The 17,535-nt window shown below is 47.7% G+C and carries 18 protein-coding genes; 4 read left to right on the forward strand and 14 right to left on the reverse strand.

Annotated elements, in window-relative coordinates:
• Positions 1-10: 10 nt before the first annotated feature.
• From HP399_RS15770 to HP399_RS15790, 5 genes are read right to left on the reverse strand one after another with little or no spacing between them, the layout of a single operon-like run.
• Positions 11-1,477: an aldehyde dehydrogenase gene (locus tag HP399_RS15770; protein ID WP_173619294.1), complete on the reverse strand. Its 1,467-nt coding sequence runs from the start codon at positions 1,475-1,477 to the stop codon at positions 11-13.
• Positions 1,478-1,487: 10 nt separating this feature from the next.
• Entirely contained in the window at positions 1,488-1,949 is a 462-nt protein-coding gene (locus HP399_RS15775) for a RidA family protein (RefSeq protein WP_173619293.1), read from the reverse strand.
• A complete protein-coding gene (locus HP399_RS15780) occupies positions 1,946-2,950 on the reverse strand; it encodes an amidohydrolase family protein (RefSeq protein ID WP_173619292.1) in 1,005 nt (334 codons plus the stop codon). Before HP399_RS15780 ends, HP399_RS15775 begins: the two co-directional genes overlap by 4 nt.
• Positions 2,941-3,477 (reverse strand): 3-hydroxyanthranilate 3,4-dioxygenase, encoded by a 537-nt coding sequence (locus tag HP399_RS15785; RefSeq protein ID WP_173619291.1) that lies wholly within the window; start codon positions 3,475-3,477, stop codon positions 2,941-2,943. Before HP399_RS15785 ends, HP399_RS15780 begins: the two co-directional genes overlap by 10 nt.
• A 28-nt stretch (positions 3,478-3,505) precedes the next feature.
• Positions 3,506-4,993 (reverse strand): 4-hydroxyphenylacetate 3-hydroxylase family protein, encoded by a 1,488-nt coding sequence (locus HP399_RS15790; RefSeq protein WP_173619290.1) that lies wholly within the window; start codon positions 4,991-4,993, stop codon positions 3,506-3,508.
• 335 nt (positions 4,994-5,328) lie between these two features.
• Here HP399_RS15790 and HP399_RS15795 point away from each other — a divergent pair, with 335 nt between their 5' ends.
• Positions 5,329-5,976, forward strand: coding sequence for a Crp/Fnr family transcriptional regulator (locus HP399_RS15795; protein ID WP_173619592.1), 648 nt, complete (start codon positions 5,329-5,331; stop codon positions 5,974-5,976).
• Between the two features lie 26 nt (positions 5,977-6,002).
• The gene (locus HP399_RS15800) at positions 6,003-6,635 is read left to right on the forward strand and encodes a Crp/Fnr family transcriptional regulator (protein WP_173619289.1); all 633 of its coding nucleotides are present in this window, start codon (positions 6,003-6,005) and stop codon (positions 6,633-6,635) included.
• Between the two features lie 78 nt (positions 6,636-6,713).
• On the opposite strand, the gene HP399_RS15805 is transcribed toward HP399_RS15800, so the two are convergent.
• A complete protein-coding gene (locus HP399_RS15805) occupies positions 6,714-8,669 on the reverse strand; it encodes a GTP-binding protein (RefSeq protein WP_173619288.1) in 1,956 nt (651 codons plus the stop codon).
• Positions 8,670-8,687: 18 nt separating this feature from the next.
• Positions 8,688-8,999 carry a hypothetical protein gene (locus HP399_RS15810; protein ID WP_173619287.1) on the reverse strand — a complete coding sequence of 104 codons (312 nt, stop codon included), beginning with the start codon at positions 8,997-8,999 and terminating at the stop codon, positions 8,688-8,690.
• A gap of 111 nt (positions 9,000-9,110) precedes the next feature.
• On the opposite strand from HP399_RS15810, the gene HP399_RS15815 reads away from it, so the two are divergent.
• Both HP399_RS15815 and HP399_RS15820 read left to right on the forward strand, forming a co-directional pair.
• A complete protein-coding gene (locus HP399_RS15815) occupies positions 9,111-9,374 on the forward strand; it encodes a hypothetical protein (protein ID WP_173619286.1) in 264 nt (87 codons plus the stop codon).
• Between the two features lie 134 nt (positions 9,375-9,508).
• Entirely contained in the window at positions 9,509-9,922 is a 414-nt protein-coding gene (locus HP399_RS15820; RefSeq protein WP_173619285.1) for a hypothetical protein, read from the forward strand.
• Between the two features lie 89 nt (positions 9,923-10,011).
• Here the strand turns inward: HP399_RS15820 and HP399_RS15825 are convergent, their stop codons facing one another.
• The 7 genes from HP399_RS15825 to HP399_RS15855 form a co-directional block, all read right to left on the reverse strand.
• Entirely contained in the window at positions 10,012-10,194 is a 183-nt protein-coding gene (locus HP399_RS15825; protein WP_173619284.1) for a hypothetical protein, read from the reverse strand.
• 657 nt (positions 10,195-10,851) lie between these two features.
• On the reverse strand, positions 10,852-11,325 hold the full coding sequence (locus HP399_RS15830) for a DUF4358 domain-containing protein (RefSeq protein ID WP_173619283.1): 474 nt from the start codon (positions 11,323-11,325) through the stop codon (positions 10,852-10,854).
• A 5-nt stretch (positions 11,326-11,330) separates the two neighbouring features.
• The gene (locus HP399_RS15835) at positions 11,331-12,470 is read right to left on the reverse strand and encodes a DHHW family protein (protein ID WP_173619282.1); all 1,140 of its coding nucleotides are present in this window, start codon (positions 12,468-12,470) and stop codon (positions 11,331-11,333) included.
• A 16-nt stretch (positions 12,471-12,486) separates the two neighbouring features.
• A complete protein-coding gene (locus tag HP399_RS15840; protein WP_173619281.1) occupies positions 12,487-13,893 on the reverse strand; it encodes an MBOAT family O-acyltransferase in 1,407 nt (468 codons plus the stop codon).
• 21 nt (positions 13,894-13,914) lie between these two features.
• Entirely contained in the window at positions 13,915-14,601 is a 687-nt protein-coding gene (locus HP399_RS15845) for a GDSL-type esterase/lipase family protein (RefSeq protein WP_173619280.1), read from the reverse strand.
• A 112-nt stretch (positions 14,602-14,713) separates the two neighbouring features.
• On the reverse strand, positions 14,714-16,534 hold the full coding sequence (locus tag HP399_RS15850; protein WP_173619279.1) for a sensor histidine kinase: 1,821 nt from the start codon (positions 16,532-16,534) through the stop codon (positions 14,714-14,716).
• Positions 16,531-17,205 (reverse strand): response regulator transcription factor, encoded by a 675-nt coding sequence (locus tag HP399_RS15855; RefSeq protein ID WP_173619278.1) that lies wholly within the window; start codon positions 17,203-17,205, stop codon positions 16,531-16,533. Before HP399_RS15855 ends, HP399_RS15850 begins: the two co-directional genes overlap by 4 nt.
• Positions 17,206-17,535 lie beyond the last annotated feature (330 nt).

A 17,535-nucleotide genomic window follows, 5' to 3' on the forward strand; every position in this document is an offset into this window, starting at 1 on the left:
GTTCTTCTCGCTATAATTTCATTGTGACTGTCTTGACCTCGGAGTAGAATTCGAAGCTGTGACGCCCGCCTTCGCGGCCAATCCCGCTGTCTTTGGCACCGCCAAACGGAGTTCGCAAGTCACGCACATACCAGCAATTGATCCATAAAAGACCCGACTTCACTCGATCAGCCACGCGATGCGCGCGCCTCAGGTCGTTGGTCCAAACCACTCCTGCCAGGCCGTAAGCCGAATCATTGGCGATCCGAATAGCGTCCTCTTCTGTACGAAATGGAATGATCACGATGACTGGACCGAAAATCTCTTCCTGGGCCACCCTCATTTTGCTGTTACCATCATAGAGAACGGTTGGCTCTAAGAAATTGCCGTCACCCAGCCCGCTGATTCGTTTTCCGCCGTAACCGAGCTTGGCTCCTTCTTCCAGTCCGATCTGGATGTAGTGCTCCACAGTCTCTAAGTGACTGCGGGACACCAACGCTCCCATATCCGTCTCCGGTTCCAGAGGATTTCCCACCTTGATCCTTTGAACAGCCGCCACAAATTTGTCCAGAAACTGATCATATACGCTTTCTTGTACCAACAAACGCGATCCTGCCAGACAAATCTCGCCCTGGTTGCGGAATATTGCCTCGACCGACCCTTTTACCGCTTCATCCAGATCGGCATCCTCAAACACGATATTGGCTGATTTGCCTCCCAATTCGAGCGATACCGGAATCAAATGCGAAGCGGCATTCTGCATGACGGTCTTGCCAGTGTTTGATTCTCCCACAAAAGATATCCGGCGCACATGGGGATTCGTCGTCATCGCAGTCCCGACAGTCCCGCCCGGACCAGTCAGGATGTTGAGCACGCCAGGAGGCAGACCTGCTTCATTGGCAATCTCTCCAAGCATCACCGCCGAGAGAGGCGTGTACGAGGCTGGCTTTACAACGACGGTATTTCCCGCTGCTAAAGCCGCCGATGCTTTCCATGTCATCTGCATGAAGGGCAAATTCCATGGAATGATCAGACTTGTCACACCTGCCGGAGCATATTTGGCGTAGGACATAAAATGGCGCATTTCATAATGCTCGTGGACCATGTATTTAGCCATTTCGGCAAAAAAGCGCAAATTGGCCGCCGCCCTCGGAATATCGAAGCCCCGACTTTCTTTGATCGGCTTCCCGACATCGAGCGTCTCCACCAAAGCGAGTTCATCCACACGCTTCATCACCAGGTCAGCCATTTTGCAAAGAATCTTGGCGCGCTCATCTACAGACATCTCACTCCAAACACCTGACTCAAACGTACGCTGGGCCACGTCGATCGCTCTTTTTACATCCTGCTCACTTGCATTAGCCACAGAAGCCAGCTTGAGATTTGTCGCTGGATTGATCGTCTCGAAGGTTTCACCGGAAAGAGCGTCCACGTAATCTCCGTCTATGAATAGCTTGGCGTCTTTTCGTACTTGGTTTTCCTTGGCAGTCTGACTCATGGGAATCCTCCTAATTCTCGATTTCCAAGATCATCTCTACTTCTACGGCGTTATTTAGCGGGAGCTGTGCCATCCCTACAGCGGACCGCCCATGCCTGCCTTTCTCTCCAAATACCTCCACCAACAAATCGGATGCCCCATTCATGACTTTAGGCTGATCGATGAAAGCTGGATCGCTGTTAACGAATCCGAGTATTTTGACCACTCGTTTGACTCTCCCCAGTTCCCCTAGCTCATATTTGGCAACAGCCAGCAGATTGAGCATGCACTGCCTGGCAGCTAGGTAGCCTTCCTCTATCGTGACATCCTGTCCTAGCTTCCCTCGATATTCGTTTGTCCCTTGGCCTGCCAGAAAGAGGAGATTGCCCGCTTGGACACAACCGACATAATTACCGGCCGGCTGTCTCGGTTCGGGCAGGACTAGGCCCAGAGCCTGTAGACGTTGTTCCGGCGTTTCAGTCTGATGCTTCACAGTCCGTTCATCTCCTTTATGTTCAGGAAGCAAAGCGCGTTTTCACCCAGCAACGCCCGCTTCTGTCCGTCAGTCAGCTCCAAAGTATGATCGATGACTTCCCCGGGAGGTGTTTCACGAAGCAGGAAGGGATAATCCGATCCCATCATGATTTTATTTTCGCCAAAGCGCTTTATCATGTATTGGATGTTCAGTGGGTCGTACGTCAAGGAATCAAAGTAGAATTGTTTCGCGTACACACTAGGCGGTTGATCGGTCAGACGCAGATGCGGCCATACCTTCCAGCCTTGGTCCAGCCTGGGTAGAATATAAGGAAAAGAGCCGCCGCCATGGGCAAAGCAGATTTTCAGGCGCGGAAACTTCTCGATCACGCCTCCCAAGATAAGACTTGCTGCGGCAAGCGCTGTCTCGCTTGGCATCCCGACGGTGTACATCAGGTTGTGCCGCGGCATCCGTTCTCTGCCCAGCGTCTCCCATGGATGTACGAAGAGTGGCACATCCCATGTCTGACACATATCAAAAAAAGGAATCAGTCCCGGGTCATCGAGATTGTTGCCATTTACATTGGTACCGATTTCGATCCCTCTCAGGCCGAGCTCGTGCATGCAGCGATCCATTTCCCGAATGGCTGCCTCGGTGTCTTGCAATGGAACTGTACCCAGTCCGATGAAATGATTCGGATGTTGGTTGACCGTCTCTGCGATAAAATCGTTTTGAATCCGCGCCATCACTTCCGCTTCGGCTGCCGGGGCCCAGTAGGAAAACGTGACCGGAATGGGTGACAACACCTGCATATCCACGCCTTCCCGCTGCATGTCATGAATCCGTTTTTGGGGATCCCACACCTGATCCGTCACTTCGCGAAATACTTTTCCCCCAACCATGATATTTGCCCCGCATGTGCAAGTGCGGTGCAGAACTGGCCAGCGCTCTCCTTGAAAGCGCTCAGCCAGGTTGGGAAGATCCTCTGGAATAATGTGGGTATGAAAGTCTACTCGCATTTCCACTCACTCGCTTCCGGAGACATAACCTGCCCGCATTTTTGGCATGTTCGCAGCTCCAGATTGCTGTTGAATCCTTCGATCGCCTCTTTTACCTGCACCTCAATGTTGGTTAGTTGAATCCGTACGCGGTGCATTTCGTGGTCGCAGTTTTCGCAGAACCAAGCAAAGTCCTCCAGTTCTCCCTCAACTCTGTTGCGCTCAATCACGAGTCCGATCGTATCCGCGATCCGGTGTGGGGAATGCGGGACATTTGCAGGAAGAAGGAACATTTCGCCTTCTCTGACCGTAATGATCTCACGCTTCCCATCCGGATTGATGATCTCTACGAAGCAATCACCCTTGAGCTGGTAAAAGACTTCCTCGGATGGATCAATGTGAAAATCCCGCCGCTTATTCGGCCCTCCTACTACCATGACCATTAGTTCTGCATCTTTCCAAATCACCTTGTTATTCACCGGTGGCTTGAGCTGATCGATGTGATCCTCGATAAACTTCCACAAATGGATAGGTGCCAATGTACGCATGCTCTATTCCCTCCTTGTTTTTACTTGTTTAAAGAATCTGCTCCGTCTGCGATGTCGATTTGGCAGCAAAAACGCTGAGCGCGTCATCCACCATCGTGCATGCATGAGACTTCTTATAATTGTTGTAAAAAATCGCTAATTTGCGCACCGGATCACCAGTATAGTACCGCTCGTATTGCAGCAAACGCTGTCCGAAGGCTTCCCCGCACATGTCCCACGCGAGCTTAAACAGGCGAACCCGCTCTGTACCGGTGATACCCTCCCGTCCGGCATAAAACTTTTCCATATCCTCCACCAACTCGGGATGCTCCATATCACTGTCAGTCGGGGACATGAGCAATCCGCCTGCTCCAATAATTTGAATGACTTCGATCGCCCGTGGGTACAGCTTCGGAAGCAGTCCGCGAATGGTTTCGAGCTGTACGTAACCCGGCATGAGCTCGCCCGATGGCAAAGTCTCGTAGTCCAGCTCAGCTGTCCTCAGGAGCGCTCTGACCGATTCCAGCGATTGCGCTAGCTCCCCGAGATTGTTTTGGACATTCGGATAGACGTCTACCCCGATGGAGTCTGCAAGCCGCATGGCAACTTCCGTGGCAAATTGGAGCTTCAACAGTCCTCTCACCCCTGTCTGGTGCGCCGGCTGCTGTCCGATGCCTGTCTTGGGATAAAGCAGGTTGGCTGCTTCTACATTGTTGTACAGGAATAAGCGCTCCCAAGGTACGAGAACGTCATTAAAGACAAGAAGAGCATCCATTTCTTCGAAGCGCGATGCCAAAGGATGGTCATAGACGGAACGTTTTCCATCCTGCATGGGCTCCCTGCAAATGATGCGCAGGCCAGGCGTGTCAATTGGAATGGCAAATGCCAGGGCATAACGCTCATCTCCTGGCTTGAACCCAGGGAACGAATAAATGATGACTTCATCCGTGATCGGCGCCAGTGTCGCAAGCATTTTCGCTCCTTTGACAATCAGCCCTTCCGGCGTCTCTTCTACTGCCCCTAAATGGGTGTACACATCGTTTTGTTCATGCGAGGACTTGCTGCGGTCATTTTGTGGATTGATAATCGCATGCGTTAAAAACAGGTCTTGGTCGCGAACAACCTTGTAATAATTTTTCACGTTTTCCGCCCACTGCGGATTGTACCTTTCCAAGAAAGACGCATTACTGTATAGCGACGTCAAGACGACATTGAGAAAATCAGGTGTTCTACCCATCAAGCCAAAAGTGGCTTCTGCATAAGCTTCGTACAAGGCTCGTTTGGCCTGCAATTCCTCAGGGGTCTTTGCAACGAGAAAGGCGTTGTTCACCCGCTCGCCGGTCTCCAGACAAATATGGGTAATCTTCTCCTGGTACTTCTCGTCATGCTGCATGTCATACAGTTTGGCTATTTCATGAATCGGCTGTCGAAAAACAGCTTCCTCACATACATTTGTCACCTTTCTGCCTTGTATCCAAATCTCCGGTTGCCGCGATCTCAAGCCCTGAATGTACTGGTCACCTGTACGGATTCCCACCACAATTCCTCCCTGTTGTTTTTGGTTGGTTGACTGGTTTTTGTTCTTAAACTGCATTATAATGTCTGTCTTTTCTGAAAAATGTATCCTACTTAACATCACAGCTGAAAAATATAAAATGCTTCTCACCTCATTCACGGACCACTGCGGATATGTAAACGAATTAACATCAATTCTGTTTTTCTTTCGAATGCACGTCATTTTCACGTTTAAATATTGGTAAGGAGCTTTTTATTTTCATATAATCAAAAGTAGTAAGTTCAGAAAATTAAGACTTGATCTTGGGTGGGTGATTGGAAGAGGTAAGATCATTGATGAGGAAAGGAGCGGTGAAGATGGTATCCCCTTTTGAAACTGATTTGAAATGGGAAACCCTTTTAGAATACGGCAACCGTCAATTTGTGAAAGGAAAAACAGCTATCTATAAGCAAGCGACGATGGGAGAAGGTTTTTATTATCTTCATAAGGGATTAGTCAAGATTGTGACCACTACCTTCAAGGGGAAGGATCGCCTGGTGAACATCGTAGTCCCTGGTCAAATCATGGGACTTCAAACGATGGATCAACAACCCCATTTCACCACGGCTATTGCTGTAAAGAATGCAGTCGTCTACCATTTCTCCTGTTTGCAATTCCTCGAAATGCTGAAGGTACGCCCTGAACTCTTGTCTCTTTTCACCCAAACCATTAATCAAAAAATGCGGATTCTTCTAACCGCCATCAACATGAAGGCACTGACTTCAGAAGAACAAATCGCTCGTCTTTTGCTCAACATTTGCGAAGACTTTAAAAGCCACGAGGTTCCCCTCACGCAACAAGAGCTTGCTGAATGTGCTGGCCTCACCCGTATCACTGTCTACAAGATCCTGAAGACATGGAAGGAACATGGCATCATTGAAATCAAAAACCGATCCTTTGTCGTCAAACGCCCAGATATGCTGAAGCCTCCACAACTTACGGCACACACTGCTCGCACAGTGTAAGCCTATCCATGTGAAAGGTGGTCACAATGGCCTGTCTCCGCTATCAGTGGACCCCGTACCTCATGTATGGCAAGAAGATCGAAATGGGAAAACATACAACTATCTACCATCAAGGCGATGTGGGAACTGGATTTTATTATCTAGACAAAGGGAGCGTAAAGATCACTCTCTTATCTGAGAACGGGCATGAGCGATCTATCGATTACATTCCCACAGGTGGGTTGTTCGGGGAGCACGGCGCTTATAACGGCTCATACCTGACATCAGCCATAACTACTTCTCCTTCCGTCATTTACTTTTTCTCCGACGAGGTCTTATCGCGCGTATGCCAAGACCACCCACAGTCGGCAGTGATCTTCACCAATTCACAAATCTATAAGCTTCGTCTCCTAGCTGAAATCATCGCGTTCACTGACAGTCCGATTGAGCTTGCGATGGCTAATTATTTGCTCAAACTGATAGCTGTGCATGGAAATAATCATATCCCTATCGATCAGAAGTCTTTTGCACGCTATATTGATACGTCTCGCATTACGGTGAACAAGACTTTGCAGAAATGGCGACAGCAAGGCTTGATTGAGCTATCTGAGCGTAGTGCCATTCGAGTTGTGGATATAGAGGGATTGCGTGAGATTTATTCTCGCATCCAATGTAAATAGGGCGAGGCCTAATCAGGCTCGCCCCTCTGCATTGAAAATAACCCTTGAAAATCTTGATACAGCACTGTTCGACTCTGCTTAGAGCAGATGCATCTTGGCGTCTGCCTCGTCCCACGGCACCGAGTAGCCTGCTCCCTTGGCGCAAAAGATCGAGGAGGATGTATAAACCGGATCTGCATCCTTTTCATAGCTCTTCTTTTCAATCACTTCCTCCGCGTTATGGCAGCGATCGTATCCGCCAAATACACAGCGAATGCTGCCTCGTCCATGCGTGAACGAAGCGAATTCGGTGCTGTAATTCATGAATGTTGCTACGGGCACCCTTCCCGTAATGACCGCATGCGTATCCGACATTTGCGGTGGCTCGAATGAACCTGAGGCGCGCTGAATATCCGAAAGTACCCTCCCCATCTCGTTCATTCCCACCTTTATTTTGAAGTCATAATAGGGTTCTAACAGCATACTCTCCGCTTTCTCGAGCCCCTGCCGCAGCGCACGGAAGGTGGCCTCACGAAAGTCGCCCCCATGCGTATGTTCGTTGTGAGCACGGCCTCTTAGGAGCGTAATTTTCATGTCGGTGACCGGCATGCCTGTCAATAGCCCATGATGCTCCCGTTCGTAGAGATGAGACTGAACCAAATTCTGGTAGTTATAACTCAGTTCATCAGGATGACATACGCTAGTGAAGTGAATCCCGCTGCCTCGCTCTCCCGGTTCAAGCAGGAGGTGCACTTCCGCATAATGCCTGAGTGGCTCGAAGTGTCCATATCCCGTCACAGCAGACTGTATTGTTTCTTTATACAAGATTTCCGGTTGGCCGAAAGAGACAACGAAACCGAAGCGTTCCTTTACAACCTGCTCCAGCACTTCTAATTGGATCAGACCAATGACGCGATTGTGAATCTCTTGCAAGCTCTCTTCCCAAACCACATTCAGAGACGGATCCTCCGCATTCAGAATGCGAAACGCACCGAGTACTTGCTGCACGTGAAGCGAACCGTCAAACTGTACTTTCGACTGTAGTGTCGGCTCAGTCTCATAAATAAACTTGTCTGAGTAGAGCCCCACCCCTTGTCCAGCCTCGGCCTCGGACAAGCCGACGACCGCGAACAAATCGCCGGCAGCTACTTGTTCAACCGAGTGTGATTTCCTACCATTAAACAGTAAGATTTGTGTAATCTTCTCTTCGTATCGAAGTCCACCGCTTTCATAGCTAAGCAGCTCCCGTACCTTTAGCTTGCCGCTCAGCGCTTTGACGAATGTTAGCCTCAACCCGTTTGCTGCGTGTCGAATTTTATAAATGCGTCCCCCGAACGGAGCCGTCTCGTCATAAGACGCAGTCGTCAACAAGGACAGTTGATTCAGGAACTCTACAACGCCATCATCCTGCAGTGCCGAGCCGCAGGCGCAGGGGAAAAGACTCCCATCTCGTATCATCTCCTGCAAGGCACCCAGCCAAAATGCTTGATCGTCCCGTTCCTCTATGAACGCTTCTAGCAGTGCCTCGTTCCGCTCGGTCATCATCTCCCGTAGCTCCTCACCAACGATACCGTTGGCGAAGTTGTCCTTGACGGAACAGACATCCCCTGTCAACTGACTCCGTATCTCCTCTTCCGTCCTGCTGGCATCCGCGCCTACGCGATCTGTTTTATTGATGAAGAAAAATGTTGGTATCCGATGTTTGCGCAACAACTGCCAGACTGTCTCGGTATGACCCTGGACACCTTCTACCGCACTGACAATCACGATCGCATAATCCATTACCCCGATCGCCCGCTCCATCTCGGAAGAAAAATCCACGTGTCCAGGCGTGTCGATCAAATAATAAACGTCGCCCTTATGGTGCATAACCGCCTGATCGGCGAACACGGTAATGCCTCTTTTCCTCTCAATATCGTGGCTGTCCAAAAAGGCATCTTGATGATCTACCCGGCCCCGCGACCGGATACTGTTCGTATGATATAGCAACTGTTCGGCGAAAGTAGTCTTGCCCGCATCCACATGGGCAAACAAGCCGATCGTTAGACGCTTCATGTTATCCCTCTTCCATAGCTACTCGACTGCAATTTCTTTTTTCATTAAAACATAAAAATTGAGAAGAAGAATAGGCTTGCCAGCTTCAACTATGCGTGCGTTCACCTCTATTGGATTGAATGTCAAGTTAACGTCAAGCTGTTGTTGCTTTTCGAGAAGTGTCTGTAAATTCATTCCGCTTACCTCCCAAATGCTATATCTGCCATCATTTTTGCTGGTCGTCGTTCGCGCTAGTAATCCATACCCGATTACAAAATCACAGAACTGCGTCGCCTCTTTCCTTTTGCAGATAGAGCATGGATATTTAGGCGTTTTCAAGACTTCAACCATGTTCTATCCCTCCCTGGGTACAAACGTAATGTTTTGATAAATGAACTGCTTTCTTCACGCAGGAATTTTCCACCCCCCTGTCCTATTTATTCAGGTAAAGGAGATGATCTGATGACTGAAGTAAAGAAGATCGGTTATAAGAAGTTGATTCATCAAGCTTTCCTAGACCTAAAAAACAGTGGTTCTTTTGACGAGGCTACCTTTTATAGAAATTTCCGTATAGTGCATGCATTCCATAATCTCGCAGAGTTTATCGTCGTAGATTTTGTTGGCTTCAATGAAGATGAATTTTGGTCTACAGTCGACGCATTAGCCTCTCAATTTGATTTGCACCATTACAGAAAAATTTTCGATGAAGCCGTTATGGAAAGGTGAAGTTCCAAGTTTTCTGATGTCTTTTCTTTGGAGCGATCGAAGAACGATGAGTCCAAAATTCTCCTCACATGCTAGAATGATTTTTCAGACCTTGAATACACTGAGATAACACCCACCAAAGAAGGTGAATCATTATGGCTTATCTCGTTTTTGATCAGCGCTATGACAACTTATCTCTCAGACCTGGATATCCTCAACGTGTTCTAAATATTCCTACGATAACAACAGGGTATAATCAACAAATTAAATTTGATTCAATGATAAATGTTGAATTAAGTCTGGGAATCGGCTCAGACTACATATTGGTTATGTATCTTGCCTTGATTGAGTCTAATCAAACTTCAAGGCAAGTGATTACAGAATTGTTTGTTAGAAAGGTGAATACTCACGTCGTCACTGTACCACTGTCTTTTACCATTAACTTTCCGATCAATTTAAATTGGGTACATTTAGTGTCATCTGGATCTCACAATTATTATATCGAGATGAATGTAGGGGAAGCGGGTAATCTCTCCAATGTCAAAGTTGGATATAGATCTCTAATCTGATCCCCCGACTTTTAATTCACCGCTATTATGGTCTACATAGATGCGAACGAGTACCTGTTCATCCTATGAAATACTTTCACTGTAGAGCGTCATAGTAAATCAAACGATTCATCATCGCCGTATTGGTTGATAACTTCATCAACAATACCTACGGCGTTGAGTTTCCGGAGCACTTCCTCGTTATTTTCGACCAGGATATACGCAGATTCGCCACCTTCACTATCAAGGACTTGCAGGCTGTTCAGAATGTCCAAAAATGCTTGTCTATTCATTGCACTTTCCTCCCTAACTAATTTGTCACTAACATGATTACTTAGTTATTCTGAATTTTGACTAACGCTTTCTTGTAAATTGCCGTATCAATTAGCACATTTTCATTTACTATAGGCTCGTATCAGTTGCCAAGCTTCCCCCATTTGCATGCTCTATATCATGCAGAGAGAAGCGAGGTGATTAATATGACTGATGTAGTAGTAATCCTATTCAGACGTATCAGAGTGAATGGCGTACGGAGGCGAATTATTCGCGACGTTAGCATCATTGGAAGTGCCGCACCATGCAACCGATTTTTAATGATTGGTAGACGTGTGGGTCCAGCTGCACGTTGTCTTTTGAATAACGGGTTCCAACGTGTGTTATCAAGAGATAATGTTTTGGTGTTTATCCGAGTAAGATAAATGGGTCCGTATGAAAACGGTAGCTAATAGGGTTACCGTTTTCTTTTGTTACAACATACACAACTTGTTTTGTCATGTTGAACCTCTCACGCTCTTTATGCGTGAGGTACGGTTTATAACCACTAGAAATCCTTCTCTTCGTAGTTTGTCAGAAAAAGGACCCACCCTGTCAGAAGCAGGATGAGTCCTTTTATAGTTAAGGGTTGCTAAATCTTCCTGCTCTCCCTACTTGGGTCTCTGAGCAGCTTGTTTTTACTTCAGAGCTTCTTCAAACACAGATTCTATTTGATCAACCTCTTTCGACACCGCGAATAAAATAAACTGCCCTTTCGTCTTCAAAACATGCTTTTCGATAAGAAAATACTCTTCTGGGCGATAGTCTTTGAATTTGATTGTTTGGGCCTCGATCCGTTGTTGTATCTTCTCTTTTACATTTTCGCTGTCGCTCGCATCTTTGACTTTGATAACAGCCAGTTCATCCGCTTTCACATTGGAGGAAGCCGTGTACAGGATGAAATCATCCACTTTTCCTGCCTCGATCTGATACATTTTTTGCAGTTTCTCCAGATCCCCTTGCTTCATATCCTGAAAACTTACCGTTTGTTGAATTCTTTCTCCCACTTCCGCGGCCGAAAGTTCTCCGGAAGTGACGTCGTCATTGGAGCATCCGACCAACATTCCCATTCCGATAGCAAACATAAGCAGTACAGACAAAAATCGCTTCATTACATTCACTCCATGATGTTCAGAATAGAGGTGTCTTCAAAAAACGTTTTGACGTTGTAAAGGAATAGCATGTCATGAAACTGCCGATCTTGTATGAGCTTTGTTACGGATCCCTCATAATATCGAAGGTCAACGACATCAATCTCTGCGAAGTGTTCGGCTAAAAAGGGAATCAGGCTATTGGCGTATGAATCTTTCATTACCAGCAGCTTTTTCCCTTCCGGATGGCCGGTTGTGATTCGGACCAGTGCATGGTTGCCGTTCAGAAATACTGCATACTTATCCTTTTTGGCCAGATTGTCCATCTGATATATGGAAGCCGCGGTACGGCCTTCGTCCACGTACTCCACCTTCTTTTTGCTTTCCTCTTTCGGCAGATAAAGATCGATACGATCAGGCTGCAGATGACGGAAGCCGCTCTTCGAATAGAGCGATCCGTAGAATGCATCGGTCACCTGCCGGATGTTGAACGCAGCTTCGTCTTTTGGAACAATCCCCATCTGCTTGCACAACACCCGATAAGCATAATAAGCGCCTTTGCTCGTCCAATGATGATCCGTTTTATAAAAAATGGCTTCTTCGCGTCTGGCAAACAGCGCGGGATAGACATCAACGAAGCGAATATCAGGTGGAACCAATTGCCGAACTCGATTCAGAGCCGCATGTTCGTCGCCAATTGGTGCGTAGGAGGGCAGTTTATCCCGAAGCAACGCGGCGGCGGTCGGTACCAGCATGAAGTACTTGCGAAGGTCAGGCGTTGTCTGGTGAATCGAATGGATGGCCTGAACTCTGTCATTCACCTCGGCGTCCAGCGGCGATGAGAAATGTTGAATTAGGTACCCATCCTTGCCCATATAAACACCGTTGCTGTCCTTTTTGCCCATAACACGATCCGCATCTGTTTTTAGCCCGATCCAAACGTCCCGAAAAGCAAATTGATCGGTGATATAGGTCTCGTAATCAGAAGTGAACTTCCCCGCCAGCAGTGATCGCAGTGAAAATGGCGGCTTCCTCTCGAGCACCCTGTTTTCCGATTCCGAGAACGCTTGATCATGGGTCAGTATGTTCAAAACAGCCACCATGAGGATAAACAGCAAGAACAACAAGCCCGTCACTGCTCGTGTCCGTTTGTCATAGGTGGTCAAGATCGCTCCCTCCCTCTCAAAACCGAAAATATAAGAATGGATTGTAATCCTCAAAGACCAAATAAGCGGAAGACAAAACCAAACTGATGATAGAAAGTGCCAAAGCAGCGAGCATGCCTACCGAATTCCAGCGGGCTTTCACCTGCTCCAATACTTTGCGGGGCAGCGGTGTCGCGCACAAGGCCAACAGAACGAGCAATCCCCCGTACGTCGTCAGGTTGTAGAGCGACTGGCGATCCACCCATTCGTGCGCCCCGAAACCAAACATTGCACTGATGAACATCCACGCGGAAGGCAACTGTTCGAATTCAAAAAAGACCCATCCGACTACGACAATCAGCAGCGTGTAGAGATGTCCTGCCCAGTTCGGCCAATGCTTCAGCCATTTCAGCAAAAACAGCTTCTCAAACACAACGAAACAGCAGAAATACAAGCCCCATACGATAAAGTTCCAGCTCGCCCCATGCCACAGACCAGTTAAGAACCATACGATCAAGAGGTTACGGAGCTGCTTGCCCAAGCCCATTCGGTTGCCGCCGAGCGGAATATAGACATACTCCCGGAACCAGGAACCAAGTGAAATATGCCATCTACGCCAAAATTCTGTGACGCTTCGTGAAATATACGGATGCTTGAAGTTTTCTGGGAATTCGAAACCGAACATTTTGCCGAGTCCGCGCGCCATATCCGAATACCCGCTGAAATCGAAATAAATTTGAAACGTAAATGCCAAGATACCGAGCCACGCGGACAGGACAGTCAAGTCCTCCATCGGCGTCGACTTCACATTGGTCCATAGCAGTCCGATATTGTTGGCTAGCAGCACTTTTTTGGCCAATCCCCGGATGAACCATTCCGCTCCTTCTCCGAACCGCTCCAGCGTCACTTTACGAAAGACCAATTGCTCCGCGATATCTCCATATTTGACGATCGGACCTGCGACCAGTTGAGGAAACATCGTGACGTAAGTGCCGAAAGCGACGAAATTTCGTTGTGCCGGCACTTTTCCTAGGTATACATCCACTACATAGGACATCGTTTGGAACGTATAAAAGGAAATACCGACGGGTAGCGGCAGATCAGCCACCTGTATATGCAGACCGAATAGATCATTCACATTCGATACGACAAACCCGGCATATTTGAAGAAACCGAGAATCGCCAAACTGCCGCAGATGGAACCAAACAACACTGCTCTGGCGATCGGCTTGCGGTGACTGTACTTGTCGATCAAAAGCCCGTTGATATAATCAAATACGGTTGTAAAAATCATGAGGATGATATAGACCGGTTCGCCCCATGCATAAAAGATGAGGCTCGCTACGAACAGAACAGCATTTCTCAGCTTATTGGGCGACAAATAATAAACGAGCAGCACGGCGGGCAAAAATTGAAACAGGAAAATCAGACTGCTGAATACCAATGTTTCTATCCTCCCGCGCCTTTATTTTGCACTCTTCTTACGAGCCAGTTCATCTTTTACGTAATCGAGCAGGATCGGATAAAACTTGTCCTGGAAATGAATGCCGTCTGCATCGTACATGTCAGGTTGAGCGGCCACAATTGACGACACATCGATGTATCCGACTTGCAGCTTACTTGCCAGCTCCTTCAGTCCCTTATTGTAGTCCCCGATATTTTGATAGCGGGGCTCCGCCTTTTCTGCCTTTTCCGTAACCGGGGTAACGGATAATATCGTGATGGACGTCTCAGGAAGCCTTTCTTTGATGCGGTCGATCAATTGTGCGTAGTACGACAACGAATATTCCTTGGGATGGTCGGTCGGCCATAAAATGTCGTCCGAACCCAGTTGGATAAAAATATGCTCGGGCTTTCGCTTGACTAATTCGTCCACATCTTCCAACGCGAATTCAGCCGTTTTCCCTGCACCTGCCAGCACGTTCTCCTGTTTCAACACATCATGGTAAGACAATCCCTCCGTAATCGAATCTCCGAGAAACACGCTTGTTTGATACTGTGATGCATATGAGGTTTGCTCCGGAGTGGAGAGTTCCCCGGCCTGCTTGGTAATCTCGGAAGCGGTTGGTTGTCCAGTGGTGCCACATGCCGCAACCGACAAAGCGACCATTGCGACCAGTGTAATACCCATCATTTTCCTTTGCACTTTCATCTTTCCCCTTTCTTCTTGAACAAGGTAAAGAGTAATCGTCGGAGATCAAGATTAGATGCAGATCAGTTGCAGAATGGGTAGAAATACAATAAAAAAGTGCAGAACCGAGGTTCTACACTTTCTTTTTCTTCAATTCAAAATAGAACAAGACGCCATCCTCCGTATTCGTTGCTCCATAGAACGCCCCATGCAGTTCTAGTATCTGCTTGGAGATCGCCAGGCCCAAACCGGTTCCTCCAGTCGAACGGTTGCGGGAATGCTCAACTCGGTAAAAACGATCCCATATCTTTTCCAACTGCTCGGCCGGAATCTGGACGCCTTTGTTTTCGATGCAAATCTTGACAGTATCCTCCCCTTCAACCGTCGAGATGATAATATCCTCTTGTTCCGGTGTATAGCGTATGGCGTTTGTCAGGAAATTCACGATCACCTGCTCGATTCGATGCTGATTGGCGATGACTTCAACTGGGGCTAAACGGTGGTGTAGTTGTAACTGCTTGCCGACGAGGTCTGGTTCCAACTTCACGCAGATTCGCTCCAGTAGCACATCAACCCTGAACGAATCCATCTGCATTCTATATGTACCGGATTCATATTTTGCCAATTCCAGCATATCCGCAACCAGCAGGTTCATCTTCTTCACTTCATCTTCCATCGCAGCGAAATAGTAGTCCCGCTTCGGGCTGTCCGCCTTATCCTTCAAAATGTATAGGCAGCTTTCCATGATACTGAGCGGAGTTTTCAGCTCATGCGACACGCCAGCTATAAAATCTTTGCGCGTTTGCTCCAGCCGCTTTTCTTTCTCAATATCCTGCTCCAGCCGGCCTATATGGTCATGTAGCATATCCGAAAGCCGATTAATATTCCGTGACAAGCTGCCGATCTCATCCTCTGTCTTGATCGGAATTTTTTCAGAGAAATCCAGCTTGGCCATTTTTTGCGTCATGTCGTCCATGCGGAGCAAAGGAGCTGCTATTCTGCGGGAATAATAGAAGGAGGCGAGCAGAACGAGCAGCAAGGTACCTGCAAGGATGTAAACGTAATAACTTCTCATGATCCCCGCAGCTTCGTTTACGGGCTGCAGCGATGTCATGGCGAACAAATAGGCAGGTTTCCCTGTTTGATCGGTCACGCGCTCAACGAATATTTTGTAATCGATATTGTTCTCTTGGTAGTCTGTTATGGTGCTTGTTTGCTCCACAACATCTCCGTATAGAAGATCCGCTTGAAAAGCTTTCACCCGTTCAAGAAATAAGCGGTTCATATAGCGGGATACATCCGCGCCTTGCGGTTTTCGGACCTGTGTGATTGTTCCGCGAAACAAAACGCTGGGATAACGCTCATGGTATTCGGTGCCACTCTTAAATCTCGGGACGATCTCATACTCTTTTTTGACGAGTTGCTGATTCTCCAGTCGATCTTCCTCTCTGAGATTGGAGACACTCCTCCCGATCCGTTGCGCAAACCATTGATTATCGAACATGATCCCTTCCATGGCAATCTGTTGTCCCACTTTCACATAAGTATCGAGGAAGGGGGTATCGGTGCTTACATCCTCCACATCCATGACCGTGTACAACGGAACGACAATCGACTTGCCAGAAAGAGTAGGGATATCGTCTGAGTTCTCCAGACGGACTTCCATCTGGAAATCGTCCGTGTATTTCAACTGGCCTCTATCATCCAATCGAGCGAACCAGGCATTCGTCTTTTGATAAAACTCCTGTTCCTCCCTGAGTTCATCCTGGGAAGTCCCGGCATGAGTCAACTCGTTTTGCCGATAGGATTGAAGGGCTTCCTTCACCTTTTCTACCTTTTGATGCACATAATACTGCTCGAAAAATACGGTTTGTCCGATAAAAATGCTCACGATCACAGACAGGCATAATCCCGTCGTGAGCAGAAACAGCTTGCGTACAATGCTTGTTCTCATGGCCGGTCCTCGAATTTATAACCGGAACGAACAACTGTGACGACATGCTTCGCATGCTCTCCCAGCTTGGAACGCAAATTCCGAACATGGCTGCTGAGCGTTCGATCCTCGCCGATAAAGTCGTAACCCCAGATTTTTGTAATGAGCTGTTCTCTGGTGAGGATGATGCCTTTGTTTTTCATCAAGTAGGCCAAAATTTCGAATTCCGTGTGAGTCAGGCTATAATTCTTTCCCTCAATCGAGAGGGTTCGAGACGGCAAGTGAATCGTAATCCCGCCGCCGGACATCAGATCCCCCGGTTCGCGCATTTGCCGGTTTTCCAGCAACCGTTTGGAGCGTGCCAGAAGGATGGGAGGACTGCACGGTTTCAACACATAATCGTCCGCCCCGAGCTCGAATCCAAGCAACGTGTCATCCTCATCCGAACGAGCTGTTAACATCAGAATGGGGACGTTGGAGACTTTGCGAATGCGTCTGCATACTGACCACCCGTCCAATTCCGGCAGCATAACGTCCAGAATGATCAAATGCACTTCATGCTCTTGAAATAACGTCAGCGCCTGACTCCCGTCCCCCGCTTCCAGCACTTCGTATCCCTCGTCCATCAAGTATTCCTTCATAATCTCTCGCAAAACCTGTTGGTCTTCCACAATCAGTATCGTTTTCGTCATGCTAATGACCTCTCGTCCTCTATTTCTCCAAAAGATATTTTTTAGAATGTTATCATGACTTTGGGGTCGTCACAATATGGGCAGTATTGCCGAGGGTCCTAGATGACGCCATTTTCTAATCAGTCTAAAACTTTATTATCTCTGCACAGCGGGGCGTTATCCATGAATTAGGAAAAGCAGTCGGTTAAATTGACCGACTGCCTCCTTTATTTTTTCAATTTGTACTTCATAGATGATTGGTGTACCTGTTGTTTATTAGTTAACGATGAAAAAAATGGAAAGGTTGGTCCAGCCAACCCCGTTCGGGACTTACACCCTAGAGCTATCTCT

This window comes from Brevibacillus sp. DP1.3A (genome assembly GCF_013284245.2).
Lineage (GTDB): Bacteria > Bacillota > Bacilli > Brevibacillales > Brevibacillaceae > Brevibacillus.